This window comes from Stenotrophomonas sp. CC22-02, from assembly GCF_004365115.1.
GTDB lineage: Bacteria > Pseudomonadota > Gammaproteobacteria > Xanthomonadales > Xanthomonadaceae > Stenotrophomonas > Stenotrophomonas forensis.
Map to the genome: position 1 here is coordinate 3,000,912 of NZ_SOCO01000001.1, position 13,078 is coordinate 3,013,989.

The window sequence follows — 13,078 nt, forward strand, 5'->3', positions numbered from 1 at the left end:
GGAATAGGAACGACCGCACGCAATTCCTCAGGGCCCCGGCGGGGCGCCGGCATGGACCGCGGCGGGCCCACTATTGTGGCCGAGCCAGCGCCGGGGCGCAAAGAAGTCTGTACAAAACGCCAGACCCGGCCAGATTTCCACCGTCATTCAGGCAGTTGCGCCCGGGCCCGCGCTGGCCACCGGTGTCCGCGGGCGGCCAAATGCGCGATCCGGGCCACGCCCACGGCACGCTTTGCGGGGCCCTATACTGGTCAGCCAGGGTGTGCAGCGTCGAGCCTGCTCGACCGCTTCCACCACGGGCCACATAGAAGCGACGCGCCGGCCCGGCTTCAGGGGACGCCGGACCGGTGCATCGCAGATTCCAGACCCAGGCAGCCAGAAGGGGAGTTCCGGCGTGTCACCCAGTGCTTCATTGATCGACCGCATCGAATCGATCCCGCGGCGTGAGCTGTATTTCTTCGCGCTGTACCGGGTGCTGATCGCAACCGTCATCGCCGCCCTGCTCTACAGCCCTCTGTCCGGCCTGGTCGGCGAGGCCCATCACCCGCGGCTGGCCGATGTGGTCGCGGTCATCTATCTGGCGTTGTCGTTGCTGGCCCTGGTGATCGGCCGTAACGAACGCTGGCTGCGGCCGATCGTGGTCAGCGGCGTGCTGGTGGACATCGTTGCCGCCACGCTGTTGTCACATGCCCTGCCCGGTGCCAGCGCCGGCATCTCGATGTCGCTGCTGTTCAACATCGCCGCCGCCGCCACCCTGCTGCCACTCAGCCTGGGCCTGGGCCTGGCGCTGGCCGCCAGCCTCGCCACCGGCGTCGAATACACCTGGAAGCTGCTGGAAGGCGGCGACCCCACCCGCACCCTGGCCGAGCTGGCGATGTTCACCACCAGCTACCTGGCGCTGGCCTTCATCAGCTACCAGGTCGGCAACCGCGCCCGCCGCAACCAGCAGCTGGCCAACCAGCGCGGCGACGAAGTGGCCAACCTGTTCCAGATCAACGAACTGATCATCCGCCGCATGCGCACCGGCGTGCTGGTGGTGGACGCCGACAACCGCATCACCCTGGCCAACGAGGCCGCCTCGATGCTGCTGGGCGACAGTGACGGCAATGGCGAGAGCGGGCGCCTGGACCTGGCCAGCGCCGCGCCGGAACTGACCCGCCGCCTGCAGCGCTGGCGCAATGGCTGGGCACAGGACGAACTGCCGCTGCAGCTCAACCCCGACCAGCCGGAAGTGCAGCCACGCTTCGCCCGCCTGCTGGCCGGCAGCGACCTGGCGCTGGTGTTCCTGGACGATTCCAGCGTGGTGTCCCGCCGCGCCGAATCGCTCACCCTGTCGGCGATGGGCCGCTTCTCGGCCAGCCTCGCCCACGAGATCCGCAACCCGCTGGCGGCCATCAACTATGCCGTGCAGCTGCTCGAGGAAGGCACCGGCTTCAACGAAAGCGACCGCCGACTGCTGCAGATCATCCGCCAGCAATGCCAGCGCACCAACGGCATCGTCGAAAGCGTGCTGGGGCTGGCCCGACGCGAGCGTGCCACGCCCGAGAACGTGGACCTGGCTGCCTTCGTGCGCCGCTTCGTGCTGGAGTACAAGCAGGGGCAGACGCTGGAGACGGACAGCATCGAACCGATCATCAATGACAGCGCGGTGATGGCCCAGGTCGATACCCGCCACCTGTACCAGGTGCTGACCGTGCTGGTGCACAACGCGCTCAAGTACGGGCGCATCGGCCAGCAGCCGGCGCGGGTGCGCCTGCGCGTGGCCCAGCACGAGCGCAGCGCGGTGATCGACGTGATGGACCGCGGCCCGGGCATTCCGGAGAGCGTGGCCGCGCAGTTGTTCCGCCCGTTCTTCACCACGTCCGAGCACGGCACCGGCCTGGGCCTGTATATCGCCCGCGAGCTGTGCCGGGCCAACCAGGCGCGGCTCGACTACATCCCGGTGCCGGCCGGTGGCTCCTGCTTCCGCCTGGTGCTGCCCGGTCCGCACACACTGTTGCCCACCTGATTCCGATTCCGTGCGTCAAACATTTGTCGCATCCAGCCCCCTCGTTTATCTTTCACGCCCATGAACGAAACCCGCAGCGCCCTCGTCGTCGACGACGAACGCGACATCCGCGAACTGCTGGTACTGACCCTCGGCCGCATGGGGCTGCGCATCAGTACCGCCGCCAACCTGGCCGAAGCACGTGAACTGCTGGCCAGCAATCCGTATGACCTGTGCATCACCGACATGCGCTTGCCGGATGGCAACGGCATCGAACTGGTCAGCGAGATCGCCCAGCACTATCCGCGCACGCCGGTGGCGATGATCACCGCCTTCGGCAGCATGGATCTGGCGGTGGAAGCGCTGAAGGCCGGTGCCTTCGACTTCGTCAGCAAGCCGGTGGACATCTCGGTGCTGCGCGGCCTGGTCAAGCACGCACTGGAACTCAACAACACCGAACGCCCCGCGCCCGGCCCCAGTGCCGAACAGGGCGCGCGCCTGCTTGGCGATTCGCCGGCCATGGACGTGCTGCGCACCACCATCGGCAAGGTCGCGCGCAGCCAGGCGCCGGTCTACATCCTGGGCGAGTCCGGGGTGGGCAAGGAGCTGGTCGCGCGCACCATCCACGCCCAGGGTGCGCGTGCGGCCGGCCCGTTCGTGCCGGTCAACTGCGGCGCCATCCCCGGCGAGCTGATGGAGAGTGAATTCTTCGGCCATCGCAAGGGCAGTTTCAGTGGCGCACACGCCGACAAGCCGGGCCTGTTCCAGGCTGCCCATGGCGGCACCCTGTTCCTGGACGAAGTGGCCGAACTGCCGCTGCAGATGCAGGTGAAGCTGCTGCGCGCGATCCAGGAAAAATCGGTGCGCGCGGTCGGTGCGCCCAACGAGGAACCAGTGGACGTGCGGATTCTCTCGGCCACCCACCGCGACCTGGCGGAACTGGTCGAGGACGGGCGCTTCCGCCACGACCTGTACTACCGCATCAACGTGATCGAACTGAAGGTGCCGCCGCTGCGTGAGCGCCGCCAGGACCTGCCGGAACTGGCTGCCGCGGTGCTGGCGCGGCTGGCCCGCAGCCATGGCCGTGCTACCCCGCTGCTGGCGCCGTCGGCACTGGAAGCACTGGCCCAGTACGCCTTCCCCGGCAATGTGCGCGAGCTGGAGAACATCCTGGAACGTGCGCTGGCACTGGCCGAGGAAGACTGCATCGGTGCCGATGACCTGCGCCTGCCGCAGCACGCGCCGCGCGCGCCCGGCAGTGCCGCCCCCGCTGAGGCGGTGGCCGACCTGCAGCCGGGCAGCGCCGCCCTGCCCTCCTACATCGAGCAGCTCGAGCGCAGCGCCATCCAGCGCGCGCTGGAAGAGAACCGCTGGAACAAGACCCGCACCGCCGCGCAGCTGGGCATCACCTTCCGTGCGCTGCGTTACAAGCTGAAGAAGCTGGGAATGGAGTAGAGCCGGGACCACGCAATCCCGATCACGAACGCAGACCCAAGCGGTAGTGCCGGCCGCTGGCCGGCAACCTCATGCATCGCGGCATCCACGCATGGCGTGGATCTACCTCAATCCTTGGTGACGCGATTGATCTCGGCCAGGCTGGTAATGCCCGCAGCCGCCTTCTTCAATGCCGACTGCCGCAGATCATTCACGCCGATCTGCTGCGCCGCTTCGGCAATCTGCAGCGCGTTGCCACCGGCCAGCACGATCGTGGCGATCTCATCGGTCATCGGCATCACCTGGTAGATGCCGGTACGGCCCTTGTAGCCCTCGGTGCATTCATCGCAGCCAACCGCCTCGTACAACTGGATGCCCGCATCCAGCTGCGCCTGGGTGAAGCCCTCGGCCAGCAGCGCATGCTCGGGCAGCGTGGCCAGGCGCTTGCAGTTGCCACACAGGCGGCGCGCCAGGCGCTGGGCGATCACCAGCGTCACCGAGCTGGTGATGTTGTACGGCGCGATGCCCATGTTCATCAGGCGCGCGATGGTCTGCGGCGCATCGTTGGTATGCAGCGTGGACAGCACCATGTGGCCGGTCTGCGCCGCCTTGATCGCGATCTCCGCCGTTTCCAGGTCGCGGATTTCGCCGACCATGATGATGTCCGGGTCCTGGCGCAGGAACGAGCGCAGCGCCGCCGCGAAGGTCATGCCGCGCTTGTTGTTCTGCTGCACCTGGTTGACGCCGGGCAGGCGGATTTCCACCGGGTCTTCGGCGGTGGAGATGTTGCGCGTCTCGTCATTGAGGATGCCCAGCGCCGTATACAGCGACACGGTCTTGCCCGAGCCGGTCGGGCCGGTCACCAGCACCATGCCGTAGGGCTTGTGGATGGCATCCTGGAACAGCTTCTGCTGGTCCGGCTCGTAGCCCAGCTTGTCGATTCCCAGCTTGGCCGCACTGCCATCCAGGATACGCAGCACCACCTTCTCGCCGAACAGGGTCGGCAGCGTGCTCACGCGGAAGTCGATCTGCTTGGTCTTGGACAGGTTGAGCTTGATGCGGCCGTCCTGCGGCACGCGCTTCTCGGCGATGTCCAGCTGCGCCATCACCTTCAGGCGCGCGGCGATGCGCTGGTTCAACTTCACCGGCGCGCGCGCCACCATCTTCAGCAACCCGTCGATGCGCAGGCGCACCCGGTAGTCGTCTTCATAGGGCTCGAAGTGGATGTCCGAGGCGCCCTTGCGGATGGCATCGACCAGCACCTTGTTGACGAACTTCACCACCGGGGTGTCGTCGCCCTTGGCATCGATGCCGGAATCACCGCCGGTGCCCAGGTCCTCGTCACCCGCCGCTACATCCAGGTTGCCCATGCCATCGTCGTCACCGCCCAGCGCGTCACCGAGCGTGTCGTGGCTGGCATGCCACTGCTCCAGCGTACGGCGGATCTGGTCTTCATCCACCAGGATCGGTTCCACCACCAGATTGGTGTGGAACTTGATCTCATCCAGCGAGTGGGTCGGGTTGCTGGTACCGACGAACAGCTTGCCGCCGCGTTTGAACAGCGGCAGCACGTTGTGCTTGCGCAGCAGTTCCTCGCTGACCAGGCTCATCGCGTTCTGGTTGGCGTCGAAGGTGGAGACATCGAACAGCGGCATGCCGAACTCGACCGCATTGGCCGCAGCCAGCTGCGCGGCACCGACCACCCTGTTCTGGGCGAACCAGGTCGGCAGGGGCTGGCGTGCGGCAGCAGCCTTGGCCATGGCATCGCGTGCGCCCGCTTCATCCAGGGCGCCGTCCTGGACCAGGCGGCGGGCCAGGCCGGTGATGCCGACGAGGTTGGCGGTGGTTACAGCATTCATATGAATCCTTGGCTCATGGGTCTGGCGGTACCACGCACCTTCCAGAGGCGCAGCACCGGGCAGCAGAACCTGCCACGGCCCCGTGACCGTCGGCATTGCCCATCCATAAGCAACACTGCCATGCCTGAACCTTCCGGCCCGGCAGGCATGATCCTGACTCCCCCGGGCATGATAGCCCCGTCAACGACCCGCCAACATCCCATTGGCGGGCCGGATTTCACTCAACAGCCTGCCGGACGATACCGCGCTTCGAAGGCACTGCCATCGCAGCTCCAGATGCCATCCGCCGCACGGCGGAGGATCAGATCCTTGCCCTGCACCGCGCTACCACCTTGCAGCGTGCAGGTAATGCTGCCGATACCCGCACTGTCCAGCTTCGCTTCGATCGTCGGGCAGCGCTGTGTCGGCACCAAGCCGATATAGGCTGCCGTTACAACGCTGGCATCCCTGCTGTCTTGGGCCACGTGTTCCATGGTGGTTTTCCCGGGACGCACATCTGCCAACGCTGCGCCAACCTGTGCCTTGGCCATGTAGTCCTGATAGAGAGGAACAGCAATTGCGGCAAGAATCGCAATGATCGCGACGACGATCATCAATTCAATGAGGGTGAATCCCTCTTGATCTGGATGTTTCATGACGAGTCTGTCCCCAAAACAGATTGTCAAAGCTTCAACTTCAGGCACGAAAGCCGCACGCTGCAGCCCCCATAAACAAGAGCCCCGCATCGCGGGGCCCCTGTACGTGTGACTGATGGCGAGCCGATTACGGCGCCTTAGCCTCATTGCAGCCACCCGGAATGTACTTGGCATCCAGAGTGTTGGCAGTGCAGGACCAAGTGCCATCCGCAGCACGAGCCAGGACCAGCGAGCCCTTGGCAACCTTTGCATTACCAGCAAGCGCGCAGGTGATCGAAGCGGTGCCAGCGCCAGAATCACCATCAACGGTAATGGTGCAACGATCCGAGTTCTTCAGGCCAAGCTGAGCTGCAGTCTTGTCGAAAGGCTTGCCTTCATTCAGCAGCACTTCGGCCTGGGTCTTGCCCGGGGTGATTTCGGCGAGGCCGGCGGTGGCCTGCGACTTGGCCACGTAGTCCTGGTACATCGGCAGAGCGATGGCGGCCAGGATGGCGATGATCGCGACGACGATCATCAGTTCGATAAGGGTGAAGCCCTTCTGGTTCTTCATTGTGGTACATCCCCAAGATAGTGGTGGTTGATTTCAGCGGACAGGTTCGGTCCGGCCAGCGGCCGGTTGAGCGGGTCCTGCCCCCTGCGGGTGGATCAACGCAGGTTGCGTGCCAACCCCGGCACGCCTCCCCCTGGATTTCCCCGCGCCCATGATGGCAGCAATTCTGCGGATGGGAACCCCCCATATCCGAATCTGCGATGGACGCGGCAATGTGACGCAGTGCGTCACCTTTGGCCGGCACTCGGCACGAAATCGCACTTGGGGCCGCCTTCCAACTGCCCAGACGGCCATGAACCGGCTACCATCGACGGCTAGACGCCCGCTGGGGATGGCGGGTCTTGGGGAGCCTATATGTCTGTCAGTGGCAGTGCGATCAAGAAGGAGCCCGTGGCGCGCAGCACCACGGAGCTGCAGCCGTTTGTCTGGGAGGGGACCGACAAACGCGGAGTGAAGATGAAAGGTGAGCAGATGGCAAAGAACGCCAATCTGCTCAGGGCCGAACTACGCCGACAGGGCATCAACCCGGGCCAGGTCAAGGTCAAGCCCAAACCGCTTTTCGGTGCGGCAGGCAGCAGGATATCGCCGAAGGATATCGCCTTCTTCAGCCGCCAGATGGCGACCATGATGAAATCCGGCGTGCCGATCGTATCGGCGCTGGACATCATCGGCAGCGGGCACAAGAACCCGCGCATGAAGAAGATGGTGGACTCGCTCCGCACCGATATCGAAGGCGGCTCGTCGCTCTACGAGGCGGTCAGCAAGCACCCGGTTCAGTTCGATGAGCTGTACCGGAATCTGGTCAAGGCTGGTGAAGGCGCCGGTGTACTGGAGACGGTGCTGGATACCGTCGCTACCTACAAAGAGAACATCGAAGCCCTGAAGGGCAAGATCCGCAAGGCGATGTTCTACCCGGCCATGGTGCTGGCAGTCGCACTGATCGTCAGCGGCATCCTGCTGGTATGGGTTGTGCCGCAGTTCGAAGACGTGTTCAAGGGCTTCGGCGCGGACCTGCCGGCCTTCACGCAGATGATCGTCAACCTGTCCCGGTTCATGGTGTCGTGGTGGTGGCTGATACTGATCGTCATCATCGGCTCCATCTTCGGCTTCATCGCCGCCTACAAGCGCTCGCCCAAACTGCAGCACAACATGGACCGACTGGTCCTGAAGGTACCGGTGATCGGGCAGCTGATGCACAACAGTGCCATCGCGCGCTTTGCCCGCACCACCGCCGTCACCTTCAAAGCAGGTGTCCCCTTGGTGGAGGCCTTGGGCATCGTGGCCGGCGCCACCGGCAATACGGTGTACGAGGAGGCCGTGCTGCGCATGCGAGACGATGTCTCGGTGGGCTACCCCGTGAATGTGGCGATGAAGCAGCGCAACCTGTTCCCGCACATGGTCATCCAGATGACCGGTATCGGCGAAGAGGCCGGCGCCCTGGATGCGATGCTGTTCAAGGTGGCCGAGTACTATGAGCAGGAGGTCAACAATGCCGTTGACGCCCTGAGCAGCCTGCTGGAACCGATCATCATGGTGATCATTGGTACCATCGTCGGCGGCATGGTCATCGGCATGTACCTGCCGATCTTCAAGCTCGCTTCCGTCGTCGGATAACACATACATGGCTTTTCTCGACCAGCATCCCGGCCTCGGCTACCCCGCCGCGGCCGCCCTGGGACTGCTGCTGGGCAGTTTCCTGAACGTCGTCATCCTGCGCCTGCCCAAGCGGCTGGAGTGGCAGTGGAAGCGCGATGCGCGCGAGGTCCTGGAGGAACCCGACTACTACGAGCCGCCCCCACCGGGCATCGTGGTCGAGCCTTCGCACTGCCCGCACTGCAAGCACAAGCTGAGCTGGTACGAGAACATCCCCCTGTTCAGCTGGATCATCCAGGGCGGCAAGTGCCGCCACTGCAAGGCGCCGATCTCGTTGCAGTACCCGCTGGTGGAGGCCATGACCTCGCTGCTGGTGCTGGCCTGCGTCTGGCAGTTCGGCTTCGGCTGGCAGGGCTTCGGTGCCATCGTGCTGACCTGCTTCCTGATCGCCCTGTCGGGCATCGACCTGCGCACCCAGTTGTTGCCGGACCAGTTGACCCTGCCCCTGATGTGGCTGGGATTGATAGGCAGCATCGACAACCTGTACATGCCGGCCAAGCCTGCGCTGATCGGCGCAGCGTTGGGCTACCTGTCGCTTTGGGCAGTCTGGTGGCTGTTCAAGCAGCTGACCGGCAAGGAAGGCATGGGCCACGGCGATTTCAAGCTGCTGGCGGCACTCGGTGCCTGGTGCGGGCTGAAGGGCATCCTCCCGATCATCCTGCTGTCCTCGGTGCTGGGCGCCATCATCGGCTCGATCTGGCTGTACAGCCGGGGCCGTGATCGCGCCACCCCCATCCCGTTCGGGCCCTATCTGGCCATCGCCGGCTGGCTGTACTTCATGTGGGGCGGGCCGTTGGTGGAGCAGTATCTGGTCCTGAGCGGGCTGCGCTGAGGGGATTCCCCATGAGCCGGTATGTGGTTGGCCTGACCGGCGGCATCGCCGCCGGCAAGAGCGAGGTGACCCGGCGCTTCGAGGCGCTGGGCATCGTGGTGGCCGATGCCGATCTGGCCGCGCGCGCGGTGGTGGCCGCCGGCAGCCCGGCGCTGGACCGCATCGCCGAACGCTTCGGCGCTGACATGCTGCTGGCCGACGGCAGCCTGGACCGGACGCGCCTGCGCGCCCACGTCTTCGCCGACCCGGCCGAACGGGTGGCGCTGGAAGCCATCACCCACCCGGCCATCCGCCTGCTGATGCAAGAGCAGTGCGAGCAGGCCACCAGCCCCTATGCGATTGCCGCCATTCCACTGCTGACCGAGGTCGGCGGGCGGCAGGCCTACCCATGGCTGGACCGGGTGCTGCTGGTGGATGCCCCCGAGGCCGTGCAGCACGCCCGGCTGATGCAGCGCGATGGTATCGACGCTGCACTGGCCGACCGGATGATTGCCGCGCAGGCCAGCCGTGCGCAGCGGCTGGCGCTGGCCGATGACGTAGTGGCCAATGATGGGCCGCCGGAGGATCTGCAGGTGCAGGTGGAACAGCTGCATGCGCGGTATCTGAGGTTGGCCGAGAGCTGAGGCCTGTTTGCCGGCCAGCGGCCGGCACTACCGAAGCGAATCCACGCATGGCGTGGATCTACTGGACGACTCAATTGCCGGCCAGCGGCCGGCACTACCGGAACGCGGATTCACGCGTGACGTGGCTCTACTCCAGCTGCAGGCGCGCGTAGCGGGCCAGTTCGCGGGCGCCCAGCAGCAGGCCATCGACCACATCCGGATCGAGCTGCTGTCGGGACCCGCCCTGCTCGCGCGCGGTTTCGGCGGCGTGGAGTATCTGGATGAGGGTGTTCAGGCCAGCAAGCGTGCGGCTGAGGCCTGCCATCGTGGTTGCCTGCGCCGGGCTGGCACCCGGCACTTCCAGCCTGCGGCCGTCGGCGCCGTCGCGACCATCCATGCGGGCCAGCAGGGCGGGCAGCAGATCCTTGGGATCATCGAGCAGATCTTCGACGCGCTCGGCGACGTCGGTGGGCAGCAGGTCGGCGGCTTCGCCGATCAGGGCGTGCAGCTGTGGGAAAAGCGGGCGGGTAGACATCGTGGTGTTCCTCGCAGTCGGCGGGCCACCCGCAGATGCGGGGTGGCGGACGGTGCGGGTTGGCGTACCGGAGACCCAACAACTCAAGCGCGAGGAAAAAGACTCCAGCGGATTCTGATGAATCCCCACGCACCGTCCGCCAAAGCAAAGGCAGAGGATGCATTTTCCATGATGGTCCACAGCCCATCCGGAGCGCTTGAGTTGAGAGTTTTTTTCAGGACGCCAATCCCGGCCAGGGCACCTGCCCCGGCCACGCCATCAAGCCATCTCTGCACGCGCTGGTCTGCAAGGAAAGTTGCAGGCGCGGCGCGAGCGTGCGGATGCGTGCACTGGAACACGCAACAGGCGCGGTAACGATCACGATGGTGTCGTGATGGGCCTGAGCATCGATGGCCTTGCGAGGGTGATGCGGTGGCACAAGCGACACAGGGCGCGATGCAACGTCGGCAGGGTTCGTGCCGACCAAGGTCGGCACCTACCAAAGCAAGGGCCTTTACAACGGCTTCGGCGAGAACGTCAGGGTGGCGATCACACCGCGCTCGCCGCCCGGGCGCACGCTTACCTGCCAGCCGTACAGATCGCACAGGCGGCTGACGATCGACAGGCCGATGCCACCGCCCTGCGAATGGCCGGCATGGGTACCGCGATAGCCACGCTGGAACAGCTTGGCCGCGTCTTCTTCGCTCAGGCCCGGGCCGCTGTCGGTCACCGAGACCGCGTTGGCGCTCACGTGCACGCGCACTTCGCCATCCTGCGAGTACTTCACGGCATTGCCGATCAGATTGCCCAGGGCCACCGACAAGGCCGCTTCCGGCGCGTCGATCACCAGATCGCGTTCGCCTTCCAGCGCCAGTTCCAGCGGCTTGCCACCCAGCTGTGCACGGTGCGCATCCAGCAGCTGCTCGGCCACCCGCGCCACGTTGCTGGTGCCCTGCCCGCGCTCGTTGCGCGACAGCAGCAGCAACGCGCCAATCAGGTCGCTGCACTGCTGTTCGGCGCGCTGGATACGCTGCAGGCGCTGCAGCACCTTCTCATCCAGGCCGGGGCGGGTCAGCAGCAGCTCGGTGGCGCCGCGGATCACCGCCAGCGGCGTGCGCAGTTCATGGCTGACGTCGGCATTGAACTCGCGGTCGCGCTGCACCACCTCGGTCAACCGCGACGAGTAATCATCCAGCGCCTGTGCCAGCTGCCCCACCTCATCGTCGGGGAAGCGCGGCGCCAGCGGTTCGGGATCGCTGGTGCCGCCGCGATAGGCACGCAGCCGCGCCGCCAGGTCCGAGACCGGCTTCATCACCTTCGACGCCGACCACCAGCCCAGCACCAGCGACAGCACGCTGAACACCAGCACCGACAGCACCAGCGCGCGGTTGAGCTGTTTGCCACCGCGCACGCTGTCGGTCATGTCATAGGCAAGGAAGAACCAGGCGTCATCGCTCTTGCGCACCGCCAGCTTGTAGGCATACGGCTGCCCCTGCTCGTCGGTGCCGCTCAGGTTGTAGTTACCGGTCTGCAGATCGGCCCATTGCGGCCAGGACTCGCGCGCTTTGTCGAACTTGTCTGCCGAGTAGGCGTATGCGCGAATCTGCTGCACCGGCACAGCGGGGTTGCGCCCCGGGTGCTCGTAGAAGCGACGCGCGTACTCTTCGATGTTGTGGTTGATCACGTCTTCCACCAACTGGTTTTCCACCCGCATGCGGGCCCAGTTGGTGGCGAACGCGAACAGTGTTGTCAGGCAGAAGCCCAACAACACGAACGAGACGATGATGCGGCTGCGCAGGCGCCGCCGGTAAGGCGTGCGCCGACGCTCCCCTTTCGCTGCCACCGAATCAGGCTTCCGGGGTGGCGATGCGGTATCCGATGCCATGGCGGGTCTGGATCAGCGGTACTTCAAACGGCTTGTCGACCACCGCACGCAGGCCATGGATGTGCACGCGCAGCGAATCGGAGTCGGGCAGTTCCTCGCCCCACACGCGGGTTTCCAGCTCCTGGCGGGTCACCACGGCCGGGGCGGCTTCCATCAGCGCCTGCAGGATCTTCAGTGCGGTCGGGTTGAGCTGCAGCAGCTTGCCCTGGCGACGCACTTCCAGCGTATCCAGGTTGTACTCCAGGTCGCCGGTTTCCAGCACGCGGGTCTGCACGCCCTTGCCGCGGCGCGACAGGGCATTCAGACGCACTTCCACTTCCTGCAGTGCGAACGGCTTGATCAGGTAGTCGTCGGCGCCGGAATCGAAGCCGGCCAGCTTGTTGTCCAGCGAATCGCGCGCGGTCAGCATCAGCACCGGGGTCTGCTTGCGCGCTTCATTGCGCAGCTTGCGGCAGACTTCGATACCGTCCATGCCGGGCAGGTTGAGATCCAGCACGATCGCGTCGAACTCGTGCACCACGGCCAGATGCAGGCCGGTGACCCCGTCAGCCGCGAAGTCCACCGTGTGCCCGCGGTCCTCCAGGTAATCACCCAGGTTGGCCGCAATGTCGCTGTTGTCTTCGATTACCAGAATTCTCACTGTCACCTCTAATTGACGAATTTGCCGGTGCGCTGGGCCTGGCTCATATCACGCTGTGCCCTGTCCTTCTGCCGGGCGCGCTCGGCGACGGTGGTGCACTGCGTCGTAGACCGGTTCGAACCCGTCGCCTTTTCACGTTGGCATATTAGACGACTATCCTCACGCGCCTGTGTCAAAACCGTGTTCACGATCTGCTGGTCGTTGAAGACGTCGGTTCGCACCTGTTCAGGCATCGAATCGCGGTTCGGATGCTGCTCGACGGCCGTACGCATGCGCACCAGCGCCTCGCGCACGCGGCTGCGGTCGGTCTGCTTCAATTCGCTGTAGGTCTCGCCATCGTTGAGTTCGATTTCGATGCGCTCGATCTGCTGCTGCAGCGGCTTGCCGGGGATGAAGACTTCACCGGCCTCTTTGGACGCGGAGGCGGCGGTGGCCAGGGTCAGCCCCGAGAACAGCACCGCTGACATCAGGAGGGACTTCATGACAA

12 protein-coding genes are annotated in these 13,078 nt (G+C 65.3%); 5 read left to right on the forward strand and 7 right to left on the reverse strand.

What is annotated here, in order from left to right; genetic code table 11:
* Window positions 1-394: 394 nt before the first annotated feature.
* Window positions 395-2,008, forward strand: a complete 1,614-nt coding sequence (locus N440_RS13760) for an ATP-binding protein (RefSeq protein WP_053450609.1) — start codon at window positions 395-397, stop codon at window positions 2,006-2,008.
* Window positions 2,009-2,068: 60 nt separating this feature from the next.
* On the forward strand, window positions 2,069-3,442 hold the full coding sequence (locus N440_RS13765; protein WP_008265059.1) for a sigma-54 dependent transcriptional regulator: 1,374 nt from the start codon (window positions 2,069-2,071) through the stop codon (window positions 3,440-3,442).
* Window positions 3,443-3,549: 107 nt separating this feature from the next.
* Here N440_RS13765 and pilB read toward each other — a convergent pair whose 3' ends face one another.
* From pilB to N440_RS13780, 3 genes are all read right to left on the reverse strand, one after another.
* Complete coding sequence (gene pilB / locus N440_RS13770) at window positions 3,550-5,280, reverse strand: type IV-A pilus assembly ATPase PilB (RefSeq protein WP_133935414.1); 1,731 nt, start codon at window positions 5,278-5,280, stop codon at window positions 3,550-3,552.
* Between the two features lie 221 nt (window positions 5,281-5,501).
* A complete protein-coding gene (locus N440_RS13775) occupies window positions 5,502-5,915 on the reverse strand; it encodes a pilin (protein ID WP_008265158.1) in 414 nt (137 codons plus the stop codon).
* A 127-nt stretch (window positions 5,916-6,042) separates the two neighbouring features.
* Complete coding sequence (locus tag N440_RS13780) at window positions 6,043-6,465, reverse strand: pilin (protein WP_133935415.1); 423 nt, start codon at window positions 6,463-6,465, stop codon at window positions 6,043-6,045.
* Window positions 6,466-6,819: 354 nt separating this feature from the next.
* Here N440_RS13780 and N440_RS13785 point away from each other — a divergent pair, with 354 nt between their 5' ends.
* The 3 genes from N440_RS13785 to coaE are packed head-to-tail and all read left to right on the forward strand — an operon-like array spanning window position 6,820 to window position 9,573.
* A complete protein-coding gene (locus N440_RS13785) occupies window positions 6,820-8,079 on the forward strand; it encodes a type II secretion system F family protein (protein WP_040007221.1) in 1,260 nt (419 codons plus the stop codon).
* A 7-nt stretch (window positions 8,080-8,086) separates the two neighbouring features.
* Complete coding sequence (locus N440_RS13790; RefSeq protein WP_008268831.1) at window positions 8,087-8,950, forward strand: A24 family peptidase; 864 nt, start codon at window positions 8,087-8,089, stop codon at window positions 8,948-8,950.
* Window positions 8,951-8,961: 11 nt separating this feature from the next.
* Complete coding sequence (gene coaE, locus N440_RS13795; RefSeq protein WP_133935416.1) at window positions 8,962-9,573, forward strand: dephospho-CoA kinase; 612 nt, start codon at window positions 8,962-8,964, stop codon at window positions 9,571-9,573.
* A 127-nt stretch (window positions 9,574-9,700) separates the two neighbouring features.
* On the opposite strand, the gene N440_RS13800 is transcribed toward coaE, so the two are convergent.
* The 4 genes from N440_RS13800 to N440_RS13815 form a co-directional block, all read right to left on the reverse strand.
* Window positions 9,701-10,087 (reverse strand): hypothetical protein, encoded by a 387-nt coding sequence (locus N440_RS13800; RefSeq protein WP_133935417.1) that lies wholly within the window; start codon window positions 10,085-10,087, stop codon window positions 9,701-9,703.
* Between the two features lie 493 nt (window positions 10,088-10,580).
* Window positions 10,581-11,951 carry a HAMP domain-containing sensor histidine kinase gene (locus tag N440_RS13805; protein ID WP_040007217.1) on the reverse strand — a complete coding sequence of 457 codons (1,371 nt, stop codon included), beginning with the start codon at window positions 11,949-11,951 and terminating at the stop codon, window positions 10,581-10,583.
* Entirely contained in the window at window positions 11,914-12,591 is a 678-nt protein-coding gene (locus tag N440_RS13810; protein WP_005410804.1) for a response regulator transcription factor, read from the reverse strand. Before N440_RS13810 ends, N440_RS13805 begins: the two co-directional genes overlap by 38 nt.
* Before the next feature lie 8 nt (window positions 12,592-12,599).
* The gene (locus N440_RS13815) at window positions 12,600-13,073 is read right to left on the reverse strand and encodes a hypothetical protein (protein WP_133935418.1); all 474 of its coding nucleotides are present in this window, start codon (window positions 13,071-13,073) and stop codon (window positions 12,600-12,602) included.
* Window positions 13,074-13,078: the final 5 nt, after the last annotated feature.

Excerpts from the sequence above, each read along its gene's own strand:
- N440_RS13775 (WP_008265158.1), bottom strand. The coding sequence starts at position 5,915 with ATGAAACATCCAGATCAAGAGGGATTCACCCTCATTGAATTGATGATC.
- pilB (WP_133935414.1), bottom strand. The coding sequence starts at position 5,280 with ATGAATGCTGTAACCACCGCCAACCTCGTCGGCATCACCGGCCTGGCC.
- N440_RS13805 (WP_040007217.1), bottom strand. The coding sequence starts at position 11,951 with ATGGCATCGGATACCGCATCGCCACCCCGGAAGCCTGATTCGGTGGCA.
- N440_RS13800 (WP_133935417.1), bottom strand. The coding sequence starts at position 10,087 with ATGTCTACCCGCCCGCTTTTCCCACAGCTGCACGCCCTGATCGGCGAA.
- coaE (WP_133935416.1), top strand. The coding sequence starts at position 8,962 with ATGAGCCGGTATGTGGTTGGCCTGACCGGCGGCATCGCCGCCGGCAAG.
- N440_RS13765 (WP_008265059.1), top strand. The coding sequence starts at position 2,069 with ATGAACGAAACCCGCAGCGCCCTCGTCGTCGACGACGAACGCGACATC.
- N440_RS13790 (WP_008268831.1), top strand. The coding sequence starts at position 8,087 with ATGGCTTTTCTCGACCAGCATCCCGGCCTCGGCTACCCCGCCGCGGCC.
- N440_RS13785 (WP_040007221.1), top strand. The coding sequence starts at position 6,820 with ATGTCTGTCAGTGGCAGTGCGATCAAGAAGGAGCCCGTGGCGCGCAGC.
- N440_RS13815 (WP_133935418.1), bottom strand. The coding sequence starts at position 13,073 with ATGAAGTCCCTCCTGATGTCAGCGGTGCTGTTCTCGGGGCTGACCCTG.
- N440_RS13780 (WP_133935415.1), bottom strand. The coding sequence starts at position 6,465 with ATGAAGAACCAGAAGGGCTTCACCCTTATCGAACTGATGATCGTCGTC.